Source organism: Sphingomonas sp. SP4, assembly GCF_058313375.1.
This window is the reverse complement of sequence record NZ_JBZFLE010000002.1, coordinates 17,644-34,717: the sequence shown is the minus strand read 5'-3', so window position 1 is coordinate 34,717 and position 17,074 is coordinate 17,644. Positions and strand designations below refer to the sequence as shown.

At 63.0% G+C, this 17,074-nt stretch carries 23 protein-coding genes; 18 read left to right on the top strand and 5 right to left on the bottom strand.

Annotated features, from left to right (window positions below; all coding sequences use genetic code 11):
- The first annotated feature begins 27 nt into the window (after positions 1–27).
- Entirely contained in the window at positions 28–576 is a 549-nt protein-coding gene (locus tag AC4GYV_RS09405; RefSeq protein ID WP_491100453.1) for a hypothetical protein, read from the top strand.
- Here AC4GYV_RS09405 and AC4GYV_RS09400 read toward each other — a convergent pair.
- Together AC4GYV_RS09400 and AC4GYV_RS09395 are read right to left on the bottom strand one after the other, a co-directional pair.
- Entirely contained in the window at positions 573–2,231 is a 1,659-nt protein-coding gene (locus AC4GYV_RS09400) for a thiamine pyrophosphate-binding protein (protein WP_491100452.1), read from the bottom strand. The genes AC4GYV_RS09405 and AC4GYV_RS09400 overlap by 4 nt on opposite strands.
- Before the next feature lie 48 nt (positions 2,232–2,279).
- The gene (locus tag AC4GYV_RS09395; RefSeq protein ID WP_491100451.1) at positions 2,280–2,732 is read right to left on the bottom strand and encodes a pyridoxamine 5'-phosphate oxidase family protein; all 453 of its coding nucleotides are present in this window, start codon (positions 2,730–2,732) and stop codon (positions 2,280–2,282) included.
- Positions 2,733–2,854: 122 nt separating this feature from the next.
- On the opposite strand from AC4GYV_RS09395, the gene AC4GYV_RS09390 reads away from it, so the two are divergent.
- Positions 2,855–3,463 (top strand): response regulator transcription factor, encoded by a 609-nt coding sequence (locus AC4GYV_RS09390; protein ID WP_491100450.1) that lies wholly within the window; start codon positions 2,855–2,857, stop codon positions 3,461–3,463.
- Between the two features lie 105 nt (positions 3,464–3,568).
- Positions 3,569–3,766: a DUF378 domain-containing protein gene (locus AC4GYV_RS09385; RefSeq protein ID WP_491100449.1), complete on the top strand. Its 198-nt coding sequence runs from the start codon at positions 3,569–3,571 to the stop codon at positions 3,764–3,766.
- A 19-nt stretch (positions 3,767–3,785) separates the two neighbouring features.
- Here AC4GYV_RS09385 and AC4GYV_RS09380 read toward each other — a convergent pair whose 3' ends face one another.
- On the bottom strand, positions 3,786–5,207 hold the full coding sequence (locus AC4GYV_RS09380) for an NAD-dependent succinate-semialdehyde dehydrogenase (RefSeq protein WP_491100448.1): 1,422 nt from the start codon (positions 5,205–5,207) through the stop codon (positions 3,786–3,788).
- Between the two features lie 74 nt (positions 5,208–5,281).
- Between AC4GYV_RS09380 and AC4GYV_RS09375 the strand changes: the two genes are divergently transcribed.
- The 6 genes from AC4GYV_RS09375 (at position 5,282) to AC4GYV_RS09350 (ending at position 8,974) form a co-directional block, all read left to right on the top strand.
- On the top strand, positions 5,282–5,593 hold the full coding sequence (locus AC4GYV_RS09375; RefSeq protein WP_491100447.1) for an SCP2 sterol-binding domain-containing protein: 312 nt from the start codon (positions 5,282–5,284) through the stop codon (positions 5,591–5,593).
- A gap of 85 nt (positions 5,594–5,678) precedes the next feature.
- Positions 5,679–6,089 carry a COG3650 family protein gene (locus AC4GYV_RS09370; protein ID WP_491100446.1) on the top strand — a complete coding sequence of 137 codons (411 nt, stop codon included), beginning with the start codon at positions 5,679–5,681 and terminating at the stop codon, positions 6,087–6,089.
- 42 nt (positions 6,090–6,131) lie between these two features.
- Positions 6,132–6,839: a CoA transferase subunit A gene (locus AC4GYV_RS09365; protein WP_491100445.1), complete on the top strand. Its 708-nt coding sequence runs from the start codon at positions 6,132–6,134 to the stop codon at positions 6,837–6,839.
- Entirely contained in the window at positions 6,836–7,318 is a 483-nt protein-coding gene (locus AC4GYV_RS09360; RefSeq protein WP_491100444.1) for a nuclear transport factor 2 family protein, read from the top strand. Before AC4GYV_RS09365 ends, AC4GYV_RS09360 begins: the two co-directional genes overlap by 4 nt.
- Positions 7,315–7,971, top strand: coding sequence for a CoA transferase subunit B (locus tag AC4GYV_RS09355; protein ID WP_491100443.1), 657 nt, complete (start codon positions 7,315–7,317; stop codon positions 7,969–7,971). Before AC4GYV_RS09360 ends, AC4GYV_RS09355 begins: the two co-directional genes overlap by 4 nt.
- A gap of 4 nt (positions 7,972–7,975) precedes the next feature.
- A complete protein-coding gene (locus AC4GYV_RS09350) occupies positions 7,976–8,974 on the top strand; it encodes an NADPH:quinone oxidoreductase family protein (RefSeq protein WP_491101579.1) in 999 nt (332 codons plus the stop codon).
- On the opposite strand, the gene AC4GYV_RS09345 is transcribed toward AC4GYV_RS09350, so the two are convergent.
- Positions 8,971–9,726: a Stf0 family sulfotransferase gene (locus AC4GYV_RS09345; RefSeq protein WP_491100442.1), complete on the bottom strand. Its 756-nt coding sequence runs from the start codon at positions 9,724–9,726 to the stop codon at positions 8,971–8,973. The genes AC4GYV_RS09350 and AC4GYV_RS09345 overlap by 4 nt on opposite strands.
- Positions 9,727–9,828: 102 nt before the next feature.
- Here AC4GYV_RS09345 and AC4GYV_RS09340 point away from each other — a divergent pair, with 102 nt between their 5' ends.
- The 9 genes from AC4GYV_RS09340 (at position 9,829) to nadA (ending at position 16,550) form a co-directional block, all read left to right on the top strand.
- On the top strand, positions 9,829–10,158 hold the full coding sequence (locus AC4GYV_RS09340) for a DUF1476 domain-containing protein (RefSeq protein WP_491100441.1): 330 nt from the start codon (positions 9,829–9,831) through the stop codon (positions 10,156–10,158).
- A complete protein-coding gene (locus AC4GYV_RS09335) occupies positions 10,158–10,409 on the top strand; it encodes a BolA family protein (protein WP_491100440.1) in 252 nt (83 codons plus the stop codon). Before AC4GYV_RS09340 ends, AC4GYV_RS09335 begins: the two co-directional genes overlap by 1 nt.
- The gene (gene grxD, locus AC4GYV_RS09330; RefSeq protein ID WP_491100439.1) at positions 10,402–10,716 is read left to right on the top strand and encodes a Grx4 family monothiol glutaredoxin; all 315 of its coding nucleotides are present in this window, start codon (positions 10,402–10,404) and stop codon (positions 10,714–10,716) included. Before AC4GYV_RS09335 ends, grxD begins: the two co-directional genes overlap by 8 nt.
- Before the next feature lie 241 nt (positions 10,717–10,957).
- Entirely contained in the window at positions 10,958–12,202 is a 1,245-nt protein-coding gene (locus tag AC4GYV_RS09325) for a glycosyltransferase (protein WP_491100438.1), read from the top strand.
- A 48-nt stretch (positions 12,203–12,250) separates the two neighbouring features.
- Entirely contained in the window at positions 12,251–12,628 is a 378-nt protein-coding gene (locus AC4GYV_RS09320) for a BlaI/MecI/CopY family transcriptional regulator (RefSeq protein ID WP_491100437.1), read from the top strand.
- A complete protein-coding gene (locus tag AC4GYV_RS09315) occupies positions 12,625–13,857 on the top strand; it encodes a M56 family metallopeptidase (RefSeq protein ID WP_491100436.1) in 1,233 nt (410 codons plus the stop codon). Before AC4GYV_RS09320 ends, AC4GYV_RS09315 begins: the two co-directional genes overlap by 4 nt.
- Positions 13,858–13,957: 100 nt before the next feature.
- Complete coding sequence (locus AC4GYV_RS09310) at positions 13,958–14,803, top strand: MBL fold metallo-hydrolase (protein ID WP_491100435.1); 846 nt, start codon at positions 13,958–13,960, stop codon at positions 14,801–14,803.
- A complete protein-coding gene (locus AC4GYV_RS09305) occupies positions 14,788–15,513 on the top strand; it encodes a DUF4230 domain-containing protein (protein ID WP_491100434.1) in 726 nt (241 codons plus the stop codon). The genes AC4GYV_RS09310 and AC4GYV_RS09305 overlap by 16 nt, the downstream gene beginning before the upstream one ends.
- On the top strand, positions 15,510–16,550 hold the full coding sequence (gene nadA / locus AC4GYV_RS09300; protein ID WP_491100433.1) for a quinolinate synthase NadA: 1,041 nt from the start codon (positions 15,510–15,512) through the stop codon (positions 16,548–16,550). Before AC4GYV_RS09305 ends, nadA begins: the two co-directional genes overlap by 4 nt.
- Here the strand turns inward: nadA and AC4GYV_RS09295 are convergent, their stop codons facing one another.
- Positions 16,551–17,066 carry an MAPEG family protein gene (locus tag AC4GYV_RS09295; protein WP_491100432.1) on the bottom strand — a complete coding sequence of 172 codons (516 nt, stop codon included), beginning with the start codon at positions 17,064–17,066 and terminating at the stop codon, positions 16,551–16,553.
- Between the last annotated feature and the right edge of the window lie 8 nt (positions 17,067–17,074).

The following is a 17,074-nucleotide window of genomic DNA, read 5'->3' as shown; positions in this document are numbered from 1 at the left end:
AAAAGCGCCGCCAGGGGAACGGGGGCGATGGACGCACCGAGCTACGTAGCGACCTTTGCGTCGATCCTGTTCGGCATTGCACTTACGGACATTGCCATCAGCCTGCATCGGCTCCTGCGTGCCCGAGCGAGGGTGCGGTTCCACTGGTTGCCTCTTCTCGTCGCCGCGCACGTCGCGACCAGCCTCGTTGCCACCTGGTGGGCCTATTACGAGGCGTTCAGCTTCGTTCGCAGCGTCGCGCAGTTCGTGGCGTTCGCCGTGTCGATGATGTTCCTCGTCATGCTCGCGGCTGCCTGCCTGCCGGATGAGGTTCCGGAAAAGCTCGATCTGGAAGAATTCTATTTCGATCAGCACCGCTACTTCTGGGGGTTGTGGGCGACCTATCTCGCCTGGATCCTGGTTCGCGACGGACTGATCTTTGGTGTGCTCGATCTCCGGGGCGCGCTTTTCATCGCGCCTTCGCTGATCGCGATGCTGATCCTGGCGTGGACCAAGCGCAAATGGGTGCACTTCGTCCTCGCACCAGCGCTGTTCGCCCGGTCGCTTTGGATGTGGCTGCCGTGGCAGTTGAACTAGGAGCGGCTGCGCAGCTTCGAAATTGTCGTCGCGTTGCTGATCTGCTCGACGTCCGTCTTGCAGTGCAGGAGCCTAATCCCCTTGTGCTTCAGCGCTTCGTCGAGGGCGGGCGCGAAATTTTCAGTACGCTCGACCGCGGCGGTGAAGGTCGCGCCGAAGGCGCTGCCGAGCGCGGCGAACTCAGGATTGCGCAGTTGCGTACCTGAGACGCGCTCCGGATATTCCCGCTCCTGGTGCATACGAATGGTGCCGTAGGCCGAATTGTCGACGACGATCACCAGCAGATCGGCGTCGTGCTGGGCGGCAGTCGCCAGTTCCTGCCCATTCATCAGGAAATCGCCATCGCCTGCCACGCAGACTACCGGCCGGTCCTTGAACCGGATCGCCGCAGCGGCAGCTGCAGGCAGGCCGTAGCCCATGGTGCCGCTGGTCGGCGCAAGCTGCGTCGGCATCGTGCCGTAGCGCCAGTAGCGGTGCCACCAGCCGGAGAAATTGCCTGCGCCGTTGCAGACGATGGTGTTCTCCGGCAGCCGCTCCCGCATGGCCGCGACGCAAGGACCGAGGTCGAGCGTCACGCCTTCGCGGGGTTTCGGCTCAGACCATTCGAGCCATTCCTTGTGCGCATCGTCGCCGCAGGAAAAGCGGACGAGATCCGGATCGATCCACTCGTCGACCATCTCCGCGAACTCGCCCATGTCGGCGCAGATCGGCAGGTCGGCGTGATAGACGCGGCCAAGCTCGTTAGGGTCGGGATGGACGTGGACGAGCGTCTGCCCGGGATGATCCGGTGTGATCAACGTGTAGCCGTCGGTGGTCGCCTCCCCGAGACGCGGTCCGACTGCAAGGATGAGGTCGGCATCGCGGATGCGCTGCTGCAGCTTCGGATTGGGGCCGTAGCCGAGATTGCCGGCGTAGACGTTGCAGGTGTTGCAGATCGCATCCTGACGGCGAAATGCCGCGGCGACTGGAATGCCATAGCGAAACGCGAAGTTCGCGAAATGATTGGAAGCGCGCGGACTCCAGTCGGCGCCGCCGACGATGGCGATCGGTGAGGCCGCTTCCTTCAGCAATTCAAACATGGCCTGGACCGCGCCTGGATCTGGCTCCTCGGCGAGCGGCGGCACGGGCGGGCGATCGATGGCTTCGACCTCATCGCGCAGCATGTCTTCGGGGAGGGCGAGCACCACAGGCCCGGGCCGCCCCACCGTCGCCACGCGATAGGCGCGAGCGATATATTCGGGGATGCGCCGCGCATCCTCGATCCGTGCCGCCCATTTGGCGATCGGCCCGAAAAAGGCGGGGAAGTCGATCTCCTGAAATCCCTCACGGTCCCGGTCGCCGCGCGCAACGTCACCGATGAACAGGATCATCGGCGTGGAATCCTGGAAGGCGACATGCACCCCGGCGCTGGCATTAGTCGCCCCGGGCCCGCGTGTGACGAAGGCGACGCCCGGGCGGCCGGTCATCTTGCCGTCGGCATCCGCCATATAAGCGACGCCACCTTCCTGACGGCACACCACGAGGTCGATCTCCGGCGTATCATGCAGCGCATCGAGCACGGCGAGAAAGCTTTCGCCCGGAACCGTAAAGATGCGATCGCAGCCCTGGATCTTGAGCTGGTCGACGAGGATGCGTCCGCCGGTGCGTGTGGTCATGGGCGGCCCTTAGCCACGCCCACGATTCTTTCATAGTGATGCGGAGGTTCAGGCGACCTGGTGCGCCCCCAGAACCAACTCGCCCTCCTTTCCGCCATCCCAATAATGGAGGCGCTTGGCGACCACCTTCACCAGAGTAAGGCCGGGCGTATCGATACCCTTGTCGAACCATGCGTCGAGGTCCTTGGTCCAATGCCGGGCGAACTCCGCCTTGTCCTGGATCAGCTCGGCAACTCCGTCCACCGCTAGGAAGAAGGGTTTCATCCCGAGCATTCCCGACTTTCCCTGATAAGCGAGGCCTACCTTGGGATCCCGACGTATGTCTTGAACGGTGCGGGTGGACTCCATTGTGAAAAAGAAGCTGTCGCCGTCGAATTCGACTTCGCGGTTGTTGCTCATCGGACGCCCGGCAACCTCCCCGTTCTCGGTCTTGGTCGACAGGATCGCAAAATCGATGTCGCGCATCTTCTCTGAAATCTCTTCAAGTGTAAGATCGGCCATCTGGTCCTCCGGAAGCGTCTGATTCCCTGAGAAAACGCCAGCGTTTGCCGACCGCTCCGCCTTACAGCCTAAAGACCGTATGCCGCCTCGCCGTGCGGCGGCGCTTCCGCTAGCATTGTCTGATGGAGAGCGCCGATCCGGATCGATTGATCGAGACCATCAGCCTTAGTCCGATCGCAATGGTCGTGAGCAATCCGCGTCGCCCCGATAACCCGTTGGAGCTCGTGAACGCCGCTTTTTGCTCGCTGACCGGATATGCCGCATGCGAAGTCCTCGGGCGCAACTGCCGCTTCCTTAGGGGCGAGGCGACAGAGCCTTCGGCAACGGAGCAGCTGCAGTCGTCAATTGCGCAACGCAAGCCGGCGCTCGTGGAGATTCTCAACTATCGACGTGATGGGACGCCCTTTCGCAACGGCGTCATGATCGCTCCCCTGTTCGGCGCCGACGGCGAGATCAAATGGTTCCTCGGATCGCAGGTCGATCTCGGCGCGCCCGGAACCCAAGAGCTTGGAACCCGCAAGGCGAGTGCGGCGGAGCGCGTGGCTGGACTTCCGCCAAGGCAACGCGAGGTTCTTGGTGGAATGGCGCGCGGCCTGCTCAACAAGCAGATCGCGTGGGAACTCGGGATCAGTGAGAAGACGGTAAAGATGCACCGCGCGCTTCTGATTGAGCGGCTCGGAGTGGCAACGTCCGCCGAGGCGATCCGCATGGCCGTCGAAGGCGGGCTTTAAGGGACCCGGCCCAAAGCCCGTATGGGACCAGGCCGGCCGGCCAACTACCTCCATCGCATTCAGAAGCGCCCTTTAAAGCGGACGCATTACGAACGGAGATGAATCATGCGCATCGTCAACACAATCACCTTGGTCCTGCTCATCGTCGGCGGCCTCAACTGGGGACTGGTCGGGCTTTTCGGCTTCGACCTGGTGGCGGCCCTGTTCGGCGAAATGTCGGTCCTAAGCAGGATCGTTTACTCGCTCGTCGGCCTGTCGGCCCTATGGCAGATCGTGCCGCTTGCCACCGGCAAGCAGAATTGATCCGACCGGCTGGCGCGCGTCAGGCCTGGTGGATCGCCTTTACGACCTGATAGCTCTCCAGCCCTTCCTTGCCCCCTTCGGAACCGAAGCCTGAATCCTTCACGCCGCCGAACGGCGTGTCGGCGCCGCTGATGGCGAAGGTGTTGATACCGACCATGCCGCTTTCGACGAGGTCGCCGATCAGGTTGGCCCGGCGTCCGTTCTCGGTGAAGGCGAAGGCGGCGAGGCCGAATGGGAGGCGGTTAGCCTGTTCGATCGCTTCCTCGAACGTGTCAAAGGCGCGGCTGACGGCGACGGGGCCGAACGGCTCGTCGTTCATGATTGCGGCCTCATTGGGCACGTCGGCGAGAAGCGTCGGCTGGAAGAAGAAGCCCTGATCGCCGCGTTCGCCGCCGGCGAGGACGCGTGCTCCCTTGGCCTTGGCGTCCTGAACAAGGCTCTCCAGAGCACCAGGGCGACGGTCGTTGGCCAGCGGGCCCATTTTCACGCCATCTTCGAGCCCGTTGCCGACCTTCACCTTAGCGGTGCGCTCGGCAAAGCCCTTGATGAAGGCGTCGTAGATTCCGCTTTGCACATAGAAGCGCGTCGGGGACACGCAGACCTGACCGGCGTTCCGGAACTTCTGCGGCACGACCATGTCGAGCGTCTTCTCGAGGTCGCAATCGTCGAAGATCAGCACCGGCGCGTGGCCGCCGAGTTCCATCGTCACGCGCGTCATGCTGTCGGCGCACAGCTTCATCAGGTGCTTGCCGACGCCGGTCGAACCAGTGAAGCTGACCTTGCGGATGACGCGGCTGGCGATGAGCGTGCGGCTGATGAGGTCCGCATCGCCGTGGACGAGCTGGGCAACACCGTTGGGAATGCCCGCATCAGCCAACGCACGGAATAGCTCTGTCGTGCAGCCGGGCGTCTCGTGCGGCGGCCTAGAGATCACGGTGCAACCCGCCGCAAGCGCTGCAGCGACTTTCTTCGCCAGCAAATAGATCGGGAAATTCCAGGGCGTGAACGTTGCAGTGGGGCCGACCGGCTGACGGATCACGCGGCTGAGCTGGCCGGCCGGGCGAACGAGCGTACGGCCATAATCGCGCTTCGCATCCTCGGCGTACCAGTCGAACAGCTGGGCTGAGGCGATGACCTCGGACTTGGCCTCGGCGAGGATCTTGCCTTGTTCCTGCGTCAAAGTCGCAGCGATGGCGTCCGCGCGCTCGCGGAGCAGCTTGCCGGCCTTGTGCAGGATCGCGCCGCGCTTCTCGACGTCCATCGACCGCCATTCCGGCCATGCTCGCTCGGACGCGGCGAGCGCCTCGTCGAGGTCGGCCTTGGTCGCGTAGGGGACTTCGGCGATTGCGCTTGCGTCAACCGGATTGACGACGGTGTGGCCGGTGTCGGAGCCCTTCCAGACTCCATCGATGAAGAGCTTGAGGTCGGTTTCGTATCCCATCCACGGCCAGATAGGCTTCGCTTGAAGCGGTATCAACGGGCCGCTACGGCTACTGACAAAGGAGAAAGCAAGCGATGACCAAGCAGGACCTCGTCGAACGGATGCAGCAGGGCCAGGCATGGATTCCCGGCAAGCGCGTGAAAATCGATTTCGGCGGTGATCAGGGCGCAATCCTGCTGGACGGCACCGCAAACCAGGTCAGCGACATCGCTTCGGACGTGAATGCCGCGGATACGACGATCAAGGTCGGCTGGGACGATTGGCAGCAGCTCGCAGCCGGCCAGCTCGACGGCATGACCGCCTTTATGATGGGCAAGCTCAAGGTCGAGGGCGACATGTCCAACGCGATGCAGCTGCAGGGCGTGCTCGCGAAGCTGAAGGACTAGGCTGCTTCTCCTTCTCGCCTTGGCCCTTAGCGCCACGACCCCCGATGCGCGTGAACCTGGTGTGCTTTTGGCGGTTGAGAAGGCCATGGGTAAGGCGAGCGACAATGCGAGCGCGGCGGTCGCCTTCACCGACCTAGACGGCGACAAGCGCGAGGAAGCGGTCGTCTACTGGCTCGATTTCACCAACTGGTGCGGAAGCGGTGGCTGCCCAGTCGTTGTGCTGACGCAGATTAGTGGACGCTGGAGTATCGTTGCGAAGACAACTGTCAGCCGGATGCCCGTGTGGCGGCTCCCCACCAGGCACAATGGTTGGAACGATCTGGCGATCAGCGTCTACGGAGGAGGGATGACGCGAGGACTGGGCGTCATACGCTTCAATGGCCAGCGTTACGCATCCAACCCCACGACGGCTCCCCAACTGAAATCGGTCCCCAAAGGGGCTGTGCTGCTGCTGCGCGGATCGGACTCCGAAGTCATCCCCGTTCCGAAGCACTGAGCCTCGCTTGAGGAACGGCTGCTCCTTTTCTATTGGCGGCGCATGCAGAAGATCTATCCCAACGCCGAAGCAGCGCTCGAAGGGTTGCTGTTCGACGGCATGACGATCGCTGCCGGGGGCTTCGGCCTATGCGGCATTCCGGAGCGCCTGATCGACGCCATCCAGGCGAGCGGGGTCAAGGACCTCACCATCGCTTCGAACAATGCCGGCATCGACAATGAAGGTCTCGGCAAGCTGCTGCGGACGCGGCAGGTCAAGAAGATGATCTCGTCTTACGTAGGCGAGAATAAGGAGTTCGAACGCCAATTCCTGGCGGGTGAGCTCGAGGTTGAATTCTGCCCGCAAGGCACGCTCGCCGAGCGGATGCGAGCGGGCGGCGCGGGCATCCCGGGCTTCTACACCAAGACCGGCGTCGGAACGCAGGTCGCCGAAGGCAAGGAAGTGAAGGTCTTCGATGGCGAGGAATATATCCTCGAGCGCGGCATCCGCGCGGACGTCAGCATCATCAAGGGCTGGAAGGCGGACGAGAGCGGCAACCTCATGTTCCGCAAGACCGCACGCAACTTCAATCACCCGGCGGCGACCTCAGGCAAGATCTGCATCGCGGAGGTCGAGGAAATCGTGCCGGTCGGTAGCCTCGATCCGGACTGCATCCATCTGCCATCGATCTACGTGAAGCGGCTGATCCTGGGTGCACCCTACGACAAGAAGATCGAGTTCCGCACAGTACGACAGAGGGAGGCGGCATGATTTCCCTTTTGATTGCGGCCGCGGTTGCGGCCCAAGCACCTAACCAGGCAGATCTCGCAGCGATCGATCAGGCGATCCGCAGCACCTACGAAGTGATTTCGGGACCGCCTGGCCAGAAGCGCGATTTCGACAAAATGCGCTCCCTGTTCGCTCCCAATGCTCAACTGCGCGTGATCGGACCGAAGGGTCTGCGCGGCGGGGACCTCGAGAATTACATCGCGAAGAGCGGACCGATCCTCGAGAAGGAAGGTTTCACCGAGAAGGAACTTGGTCGCCGCGTCGAGGTCTACGGGGATCTCGCGACCGCCTGGTCGTCCTATGACGGCAAGACCGCGAGCGGCAGCTTTCATGAGCGCGGGATCAACAGCTTCCAGCTGGTGAAGATCGACGGCAAGTGGCTCGTCGCGTCGATCCTTTGGCAGGAAGAAACGCCCGCATTCCCGCTGCCCGCGGACATGGTGCAGGGAGCCAAGAAATGAGCACGGACACGCTCACCAAAGGCTGGACCCGTGACCAGATGGCGGCGCGGGCGGCGAAGGAACTGCGAGACGGTTTTTACGTGAACCTCGGCATCGGGATTCCGACCCTGGTCGCGAACCATGTGCCGGCCGGCATGACGGTTACGCTGCAAAGCGAGAACGGCATGCTCGGCATCGGGCCGTTCCCTTATGACGACGAGGTCGATCCCGATCTCATCAATGCCGGCAAGCAGACGATCAGCCAGCTTCCGACGTCCAGCTATTTCGATAGCGCCACGAGCTTCGGGATGATCCGCGGCGGCCATATCGACCTCGCCGTGCTCGGCGGCATGGAGGTGAGCGAAAAGGGCGATCTCGCCAATTGGATGGTGCCCGGCAAGATGATCAAGGGCATGGGCGGTGCCATGGACCTGGTCGCGGGCGTTAAGAAGATCATCGTCGTGATGGAGCATGTCTCCAAGGACGGCAGCCCGAAGTTCATCCCGGAATGCACCCTTCCGCTGACCGGCAAGAACGTCGTCGACATGATCATCACCGATCTCGCGGTGTTCCAGCGGCCTGACCATGATAGCCAGTTCAAGCTGATCGAGCTCTCGCCCGGCGTCACGCCAGAGGAAGTGCGCGAAAAGACCACGGCGGCCTACGTCGAGTAAGGTGATGAAGGGCCTGCTTTCGATCGAACCCGGCGGCCCTGAAACGCTGAAGCTGACGGAGCTTCCGGATCCAACGCCGGGTCCGGGCGAGATACTCGTTCGCGTACGCGCCTGCTCGATCAACTATCCCGACGTCCTCATCATTGAAGACAAGTATCAGCTAAAGCCGCCGCGTCCGTTTGCGCCCGGAAGCGAATTCGCGGGCGAGGTCGAGGCTATCGGGGAGGGCGTCGAAGGCTGGACGATCGGAGCCCGTCTGATCGCGGCGACGGGTTTCGGGGCACTTGTCGAAAAGATCGTCATTCCTGCGAAAACCGCGATCCCCCTGCCGACAGAGCGCAGCTTTGAGGAAGGATCGGCGCTGCTCCTGACCTACGCTACGTCCATCCATGCACTGCTTGACCGCGGGAGGCTGGAGGCGGGCCAAACCCTGCTCGTGCTCGGCGCCGCTGGCGGCGTGGGACTGGCGGCCGTTGAGATCGGCAAGGCCGTCGGTGCGCGGGTCATCGCCGCCGCTTCTTCTGACGAAAAGGCGCAAGCGGCGCTCGACGCGGGTGCGGACGAGGCGATCGTCTATCCGTCGGGGCCATTCGACAAGGACGGCCTGAGAACGCTGTCGCAGCTGTTCAAGGACGGTGTCGGACCCGCAGGCGCGGACGTCATCTTCGACCCGGTCGGCGGCGATTACAGTGAGGCGGCACTTCGGAGCATCGCCTGGGAAGGACGCTTCCTCGTCGTCGGCTTTCCTGCGGGAATCGCCAAGCTTCCGTTGAACCTGACCCTGCTCAAGAGCTGCGACGTATGCGGCGTCTTCTGGGGCGCTTTCGCTGCGCGCGATCCACGGCAAAACGCGGACCACGTCCAGCAGCTGTTCCGCTGGTGGGCTGAGGGAAAGATCTCCCCGACGATCAGCGCGACCTATCCGCTTGAACGTGCGGGTGAGGCAATTGCGGCGCTTCGAGATCGTAAGGCGATCGGCAAGCTTGTGGTGACGCTCGATTAACGTCCTCGATACCGTTCCGCCCATTGCGCAGCATCGGCCTGCGACTGCTGCTCGACCGACGGTACGGAAATCACCGCATTGGGATCGAGTTCGACGCCGATGAAGTCGGCGACGCTTCTTAAGGTCGCCTCAGGATTTTCGACGACATCCTCGTACCAAAGCAGCAGCTGATTCGCGCCCTGCGCCTGAAGTAGCCCGTCCCAGTCGGCATCCTGGTGATTCAGCGTTCTAGCCGCCTGCTCCACGGCTTCATCGGAATAGACGACCTTGGGCGCTTCGTCGCCTTCCTGCACCTTGTGCCACACGCCGGAGAGCGCAGCCCGAGCGAAGGAGATTGCGTGCGCCACGCGATCGTGGCGTTTCAGTCGGATCACCTTGGCTCCGGGACCCGGGAGCAGGGTCTGAATGACCTCGATGAGGAGCGCAGGGTTCTGCTGCTGCAGTTCGCGCAGTTGCCGGGAGAAGGACTTCACGCCGAACACGCCGTTGGGCGACGTCCGGCGGCGCAGCGCCGAATGCCACAGTTCCCGCTGCTTTGGGGGCGATCCCTGCGCGAAGGCATAGGGACTCCCGGGCAGGTAATTCAGATATTCGAGCGGGGCTCCAAGGCATCCTGATTGCCAGAGAAGATGACTGACGAATGTGCTGCCTGTCCGCGGGATGGTGGCGAGCGTGTAAAACCAAGCCGGCGGCACTGACCGTTCCGGGAAGTCGTATTTCTCTTCGTAACCGGTCTCGACGCCTTCCAGCATGAGCTTCTTTTCACCGCAAGCGAGGCGCCGCGTCCATAGCCGCGCGTTGCCACTGGCGCTTGTCGGCCCTATTTCGCACCGCGAACGACTAGGGGAATGTGAGTGACTCAGTTTGACGATCGTGAGCGGGCTTTTGAAGCGAAGTATGCCCGTGACGAGGAGATGCAGTTCCGCATCATCGCGCGGCGCAACAAGCTGCTCGGCCAGTGGGCCGCACGCCAGATGGGCCTGAGCGAAGTGGAAGCGGATTCCTATGCCAAGGACGTCGTCCGCTCCGACTTCGAGGAAGCGGGCGAGCATGACGTGATCCGCAAGGTGCTGGGCGACCTGACGGCGGCCGGCGTCGAGACGGACGAGGACCAGATCACGCAGGCGCTGCGCAACAAGGAAATCGAAGCGCGCCGCCAGATCATCGAGAGCACCAACATCTGATGCCGATGCCCGCGAGCGAGATCGAGCGGCTGATCAAGGCGTCCATCCCGGACGCCCAAGTCTCGATCCGCGATCTTGCCGGCGACGGCGACCATTATGCGGCTCGCGTGGTGAGCCGCAGCTTTGCCGGGCTGAGTCGCATCAAGCAGCATCAAGCTGTCTATGCGGCGCTCGGCGGACGTGTAGGGGGTGAGCTTCACGCACTGCAGCTCGAAACCGCGGTGCCGAATTTGGAGACTAATGGTGAGTGACGCCTCAACCCGCATCGCGGACATCGTCAATGGCAACGACGTCGTCCTGTTCATGAAGGGCACCGCGCTCTTCCCGCAGTGCGGCTTTTCCAGCCGTGCTGTCGCGATCCTGGATCGTCTGGGCACGGCCTACGAGACCGTCGATGTGCTGCAGGATCCGGAAATCCGGCAGGGGATCAAGGAATATTCGGACTGGCCGACGATCCCGCAACTCTATGTGAAGGGCGAATTCGTCGGCGGATCGGACATCATGATGGAGATGTTCGAAAGCGGAGAGCTTCAGCAGATGCTGGGAGCGGATGCCTGAAACGAGGAAGGGGCGGTGCAGCCGGACCAGAGAACCGCTGCACCGCCCCTTCGTGGCGTGGAACCAAGTGGACCCGCTTATTGTAGCAACGGGTGTGCCAATTGAAATAAACGGCTGATTTCTGAGGTTTTCGGAATCGGTTGCAAAAGGAACAGGGGCCTTTGCGTAAAATATTCCGACAGTTTCGACGCAGATCTAAGGCTGATGGCACTTTGCTGCCCCTGCCGGGTTGGGATTTCCGGTGAGCCGGCACGACCCCGAACTCGGCCGCGGAAGCGGATCGAGGCTCTTCTGCGATCTGACGCAGAGCTGGTCGGACGTCGGTGGCGGCGTTCGTACCTACCTGCTTCACAAGCGGCGCCACATCCTCGAGGCGACGCCGCATCGGCATGTGATGATCATCCCAGGCAACCGCGACAAGATCGTGGAGCAGGACCGTGCGATCACTGTGACGATTGCCTCGCCGCGCGTGCCGGGGAGCCCGAATTACCGGCTGATGCTTCGCAACGGCGCGGTTCGCGAGGCGCTGCAGCGCTTCCGGCCCGACCTGATCGAATGCCAGGACGCCTACAATCTGCCGTGGGCGGCGATCGGCTATCGTAAGAAGCACCCCGATACGGCGTTGGTCGCTTGCTACATGACGGACTTTCCGACGGTCTATGTCGAGCGTCCGGTCTCGAAGGTGCTCGGGCGTCCCGTCGGCGGCGCTTTGTCGCGAATCTGCTATTCCTATTGCGGCGCGCTCTATCGCCGCTTTGATGCGACTTTTGCGCTCAGCGAGAATGGCGGCGCCACAAAGCTGCGCAGCCTTGGCATTCCGCAGGTCGATATCGTTCCGCTCGGGGTCGAGGTCGGAGAATTCAGCCCCGACCGGAGGGACGAGCGCCTTCGCGCCAAGCTGGGCCTTTCGGAAGGGCAGCCGCTCCTCATCTACGTCGGTCGGCTCGATGGCGAGAAAAAGCCTGACGTTGTGGTCGACGCTTTTCGCAAGCTGCCGCGCGCACTGGGCGCACGCCTCGCTCTCGTCGGCGAAGGTCCGCTGCGCGAGCAAATCGAGGGGCTGCGGGACGAGCGCATCATCATTCCGGGCTATCTAAAGAACCGCGGCGAGCTCGCTCGCTGGCTGGCCAGCGCTGACGTTTACGTGTCGGCGATGGCCGACGAGACATTCGGCATCTCGATCATCGAAGCGCAGGCGTCCGGACTACCCGTCGTCGGCGTCGCGGCCGGTGCCATGATCGATCGGGTGAGCGATGGGTTCGGGCGGCTGGGACCGGTGGGCGACGCTAATGCAATGGCTCGCAACATCCTGGACGTCTGGGGCTCCGACCGAGCGCAAATGGCGCTGAAGGCCCGAAACGAGGCGCTCCAATTTAGCTGGCAGCGGAGCATGGAGACGCTGTTCGGTCAGGTTTATCCGTTCGCGTTCGCGCGGCTCGCTGGCGCTCCGGTCCGCGCCTCGGTGGCAACGCCGGTCGCTGCCTAAAAGAGACGTTCATAAAGCATTCAGCCTGTCGACTACATTTGTAGTCACATGGGCCGTAAACCAGCCAAGATCAGCGACGGCGAGCAGCAGCTTCTCCAGCTTCTGTGGGATGAATCGCCACTCGGAGCGACCGAAATCGCAGAACGTGTCTCTGCCGATCACAGCTGGAGCCTGACGACCGTCAAGACGATGCTCTCGCGCCTGGTGGCGAAAGGCGTTCTCGCCGCCGAGCCTCAGGGCAGGCGGTTCCTTTACCGGCCATTGATTGAGCGCGAGACCGTCGCCAAGAATCAGGCGGGTCGCCTCGTCGACCGCCTGTTTGGCGGCCGTGTGTCGCCGCTCGTCGCGCAACTCGCTGAAGAGCAGCGGCTGTCGAAGGAAGACCTGGACGAGCTCGAAGCCTTGGTGCGGAGCCTCAAGCAATGACCAGCTGGATTATCGAGACATTGATCGCATCGGCACTGCTGATCGGCCTGGTCCTTCTCATTCGCCGCCCTGTTGCGCGGGCGTTTGGAGCGCGCGCGGCGTTCGCGCTGTGGCTGGCGCCTTTGCTTCGGCTGCTGATGCCACGGCTTCCGGTCAGTGCTCCGGCGCCCGACATCTTCATCGAGACGCGAGACGCAGCCGCGCAAGTGGTGGCCCCCGTGCAGGCGGCACTGCCGATGACGACGCTGCTGCTCGCGGTTTGGGCAATTGGCGCAATCCTTTTCCTCGCGCTGCACCTCAGCGCTTACGCTCGGTTCGTGCGGCGTGCAGTCGCCAACAGCACGTCGACTACGAGAGAAGACGGCGTCGACATCATCGAGACTTCCGCCGTCACGGGCCCAGCCGCAGCGGGTCTGATCAAGCGCCGCGTATTCGTGCCATCCGGTTTCGCCGAATACTTCGGCGCGGACGAGCGGCGCGTCGCGCTAAGGCACGAGATGCTCCACCATCGCCGCGGCGACCTCTGGGCAAGCGCGGCCGGACTTCTCGTGCTCGCCCTTCATTGGTTCAACCCGCTCGCTTATGCCGCCCATCGCGCCTTCCGCCGCGACCTCGAAGCAGCTTGCGACGCCGACCTGCTCGCCGGTGCCGATGCATCCGAGCGCCAGCTTTATGCCCGCACCATCCTTCGATGCGCTGCGCGGCCGATCCCTCAACCCGTTTGCGCCCTTACCGACACGCAAGAACTGAAAGGACGTTTGGAAATGATGAAGCGGGATATTTCGTTCGCCCGCCGCGCGTGCGGTGGAGTCATTGCGACGGCACTGGCTGCCAGCGGTCTCATGCTGGCGCTGCCGGCTGCGGCTCAGGAAGCCGCGCCGACCAAGGAAAGCACGCAGGAACGCGTCGAGGTCCGCAAGGTCGTGGTCCACGGCAAGGACGGCACGATCAAGGAAACCGAGCTTTCGCCCGAGCTGAAGGCGAAGATCGCCAAGTGCGACGGCGAGAAATTCGAGACGAACGCCAATGTCCAGACGGCGCCCGGCAAGGTTCAGCGCAGCCGCATCCTGATCTGCGGCAAGCCGGGCGAGTCCAGGGAGCAGATGGCTCAGACCCTCGAGAAAGCGCTCGGCAGCATCGAAGGCGAGGATGCCATCTCCGCGGAGTCCAGGGCCAAGATCGTCGCCGATCTGAAAGCGAGGATCGCAGAACTGCGCGCGGGGAAGTGAGGTAAGGGCGCTCCCTCGCGCAATGGAGTCCCCGGGCCGTCCTCATGCGGCCCGGGGCTCAACGCTTCCCTCGTCAGCGCAGCCATGGCACAGGCCCGTCGTGGACGCGCCTTATGCGAAACTTGAGCAGCTTGAGCCCGGCATCGCGCGCGTGCTCGCGCATAATCCTTCCGCATTCACTTACTTCGGCACGCAGACTTATCTCATCGGGACCTATGAAGTTGCGGTCGTCGATCCCGGTCCAGATCTTCCCGAACATTTGGATGCTTTGGTCGAAGCGATTGGGGGACGGCGCGTCGTCGCGATCATGTGCACGCACACGCACCGCGACCACAGTCCCGCGTCACGACCGCTGGCTGAACGAACGGCCGGGCCGATCGTCGGCTGCGCACCTCTGGCATTGGAGACGGTGGGCCCTCGTGCGGACGCTTCGTTCGACGGAGATTACTCGCCGGACCGTGTGCTCCCCGACGGCGAAACCGTTGAAGTCGACGGAAAGACCATCACCGCTGTCGCGACGCCCGGCCACACCTCAAACCATCTGTGCTTTGCCTATGAAGGCGCATTGCTGACTGGCGACCATGTGATGGGCTGGTCGACCACCGTCGTCGTGCCACCGGACGGCGACATGGCGGCGTACATGAAGAGCCTGGACAAGCTGCGGAAGCGCGAGGATCGAATCTATTATCCGGCACACGGTCCAGCGGTGACCAAGCCGGAACAATATGTCCGTCACCTCATGGGTCACCGCATGCAGCGCGAGAAGCAGATCCTGAAGCTCGTCGGCGAGAAGCCGCGGCCAATCCCTGACATCGTCAGCAACGCCTATCCCGGGCTGGATCCGCGCCTGACCGCGGCTGCCGGCGGCTCGGTTCTGGCACATCTTGTGGACCTTGAACGCCGTGGCCTCGTTCAACAGCAGGAAGAACTATGGACCGCCGCCTGAACCAACCGATCGTGCTAGCGATGGTCGCCGTCGCGCTGGTTCTTGGCGTGCTGCTTGGCATCACGAGCGGAGTTGCCGGCAAGATCTTTGGCGGACCCGATCCCAAGACGATCGCAAGTTCGAGCCTCGAGTCCATGCGCGCTCAGAACCGGCTTGTAGCGTTCGTCGCGCGCTACGTTTCAGTGGTGAGCAGCCAGCAGCAGCAGCTCGGGGGCCTCGTCAGCTCGGAACGCACGCTCGTCTTGCCCGGCGACGTTCGGTACGAGCTCGACCTCTCAAAGCTTCAGCCGAACGACGTAAGCTGGGATGCGTCGACGCACACGCTCAACGTGAAGCTGCCTGAGGTCGAAATCGCGGGCCCTGACGTCGACATCGCCGCAGCACGCGAGTTCGGCGAGGGCGGCATCCTTTCGAACCTCACCAACGCCGACCAGCAGCTCGATCAGGCCAATCGCGCGAAGGCGGTCTCGGATTTGCGCAAGCAGGCGCAGGCGGAGGTGCCCATGCGCCTCGCTCGGGAAGCAGCGCGCGAGGCTGTCGAGCGCAGCTTCGGGATGCCGCTCGTCGCGGCCGGCTTCAAGGACGTAAAAGTCGCCGCGCGCTTCCCGACCGAAGGCACGGAGAAACCTTCCTATCTCGATCTTTCCACACCATATGAAGAAGCGATCAAGGAAGCAGAGCGGCGCAGGGCTGCCCAGGGACAGAAATGACGGTTCAGACCAATAGTCTCAAAGGTTTAGACCTGCTCGGCGAGATCGAGCGCCTGAAGCGCGAACGCAACGCCGTGATCCTCGCGCATTACTACCAAAAGCCGGAAATCCAGGACCTCGCGGATTTCGTCGGCGACAGCCTCGATCTGTCGCGAAAGGCGGCGGCGACCGACGCGGATGTGATCGCATTCTGCGGCGTTCGATTCATGGCCGAGACGGCGAAAATCCTCTCACCCGAGAAGACCGTGATCCTGCCTGACATGGACGCCGGCTGCAGCCTCGAAGACAGCTGCCCGCCCGATCAGTTCGCGGCGTTCCGGAAGGCACATCCCGACCATATCGCGCTGACCTACATCAACTGCTCGGCGGCGGTGAAAGCGCTCAGTGACATCATCGTCACCAGCTCGTCGGCTCATGTGATCCTCGACCAGATCCCGAAGGATCAGAAGATAATCTTCGGTCCCGACCGGCACCTCGGCGGCTATCTCGCGCGCAAGTTCGACCGCGACATGCTGCTATGGCCGGGCATCTGCATCGTCCACCAGGCCTTCAGCGAGACGGAGCTTCTGAAGCTCAAGGCCGAGCATCCTGATGCACCGGTCGCGGCGCACCCTGAATGCCCGCCGCACATCATCGATCACGCTGATTTGGTCGGGTCGACGAAGGCGATCCTCGATTTCGCGCTCAGCTCGTCGGCGCAGACGATCCTCGTCGCGACCGAGCCGCATATCATCCACCAGATGGAGAAAGCGGCGCCGGAGAAAACCTTCATTGGCGTCCCGGGCGGCGACGGAAACTGCAACTGCAACATGTGCCCGTACATGGCGCTCAACACTCTCGAGAAACTCTACGTCGCGCTGCGCGATCTCGAGCCCCGGATCGAGTTGTCGCCCGAAGTCATGGACCGTGCCCGCGTACCGCTCGAGCGCATGCTCGAAATGGCTGGCCGGACCGTGGGGCAGGGCGACGTCGGCAAGCCGATCCTGCCGATCGTCGATCACCCCGAAGAGATCGACCCGGCGATCAGCGGCGACTGATCAGCGCAGCCAGAACCACAGGCTGGCAATCAGCATCCCCACGTTGAGGTAGGCCGTCGAGGAGAATCCCGGCGCCCGATAGAGCGGGTGGATGCGGTAACCGAACCAGAAGACCAGCCGCGCGATCACGAACGTGATGGTCACGGCTGGAATGACGCTGAGGCTTCCGGCTGGGAGCGTCACTGCAAGCGCCAGCAACCCGACCGCAAAGACGACGAATTGCTGCAGCGTATTGTCTGCAACGCGTCCGTCCACGACCATCCGCTCGCTTTCCTTGCCCAAGGTCGGATCGATCGCTTCGCTCAGGAACCGCGAATTGCCGACGGTCACGAGCATGGCGAACAGCGGCAAGACCGCGACGACGAGCCAGGGGATGGCGTAGGCCAGCCGGTCGGCGGTTTCGCCCGAGATAGCCGTTGGCGCGATCACGCGGGAAAGCAGCCCGACGGAGATCATCATGACGATGATTCCGCTTGCTGCCCCTGTAGCGACGATGCGCTGGTCTTTCGTCATCATGGCTCCCC

Bases quoted from the DNA above. Each gene is read 5' to 3' on its own strand.
- AC4GYV_RS09370 (WP_491100446.1), top strand. From the start codon at position 5,679: ATGGGTAAGGCGAGCGACAATGCGAGCGCGGCGGTCGCCTTCACCGAC.
- AC4GYV_RS09360 (WP_491100444.1), top strand. From the start codon at position 6,836: ATGATTTCCCTTTTGATTGCGGCCGCGGTTGCGGCCCAAGCACCTAAC.
- AC4GYV_RS09395 (WP_491100451.1), bottom strand. From the start codon at position 2,732: ATGGCCGATCTTACACTTGAAGAGATTTCAGAGAAGATGCGCGACATC.
- AC4GYV_RS09380 (WP_491100448.1), bottom strand. From the start codon at position 5,207: ATGGGATACGAAACCGACCTCAAGCTCTTCATCGATGGAGTCTGGAAG.
- AC4GYV_RS09350 (WP_491101579.1), top strand. From the start codon at position 7,976: ATGAAGGGCCTGCTTTCGATCGAACCCGGCGGCCCTGAAACGCTGAAG.
- AC4GYV_RS09405 (WP_491100453.1), top strand. From the start codon at position 28: ATGGACGCACCGAGCTACGTAGCGACCTTTGCGTCGATCCTGTTCGGC.
- AC4GYV_RS09315 (WP_491100436.1), top strand. From the start codon at position 12,625: ATGACCAGCTGGATTATCGAGACATTGATCGCATCGGCACTGCTGATC.
- AC4GYV_RS09335 (WP_491100440.1), top strand. From the start codon at position 10,158: ATGCCGATGCCCGCGAGCGAGATCGAGCGGCTGATCAAGGCGTCCATC.
- AC4GYV_RS09390 (WP_491100450.1), top strand. From the start codon at position 2,855: ATGGAGAGCGCCGATCCGGATCGATTGATCGAGACCATCAGCCTTAGT.
- AC4GYV_RS09305 (WP_491100434.1), top strand. From the start codon at position 14,788: ATGGACCGCCGCCTGAACCAACCGATCGTGCTAGCGATGGTCGCCGTC.
- AC4GYV_RS09355 (WP_491100443.1), top strand. From the start codon at position 7,315: ATGAGCACGGACACGCTCACCAAAGGCTGGACCCGTGACCAGATGGCG.
- nadA (WP_491100433.1), top strand. From the start codon at position 15,510: ATGACGGTTCAGACCAATAGTCTCAAAGGTTTAGACCTGCTCGGCGAG.
- AC4GYV_RS09320 (WP_491100437.1), top strand. From the start codon at position 12,251: ATGGGCCGTAAACCAGCCAAGATCAGCGACGGCGAGCAGCAGCTTCTC.
- AC4GYV_RS09385 (WP_491100449.1), top strand. From the start codon at position 3,569: ATGCGCATCGTCAACACAATCACCTTGGTCCTGCTCATCGTCGGCGGC.
- AC4GYV_RS09345 (WP_491100442.1), bottom strand. From the start codon at position 9,726: ATGCTGGAAGGCGTCGAGACCGGTTACGAAGAGAAATACGACTTCCCG.
- AC4GYV_RS09365 (WP_491100445.1), top strand. From the start codon at position 6,132: ATGCAGAAGATCTATCCCAACGCCGAAGCAGCGCTCGAAGGGTTGCTG.
- AC4GYV_RS09400 (WP_491100452.1), bottom strand. From the start codon at position 2,231: ATGACCACACGCACCGGCGGACGCATCCTCGTCGACCAGCTCAAGATC.
- AC4GYV_RS09375 (WP_491100447.1), top strand. From the start codon at position 5,282: ATGACCAAGCAGGACCTCGTCGAACGGATGCAGCAGGGCCAGGCATGG.
- AC4GYV_RS09295 (WP_491100432.1), bottom strand. From the start codon at position 17,066: ATGATGACGAAAGACCAGCGCATCGTCGCTACAGGGGCAGCAAGCGGA.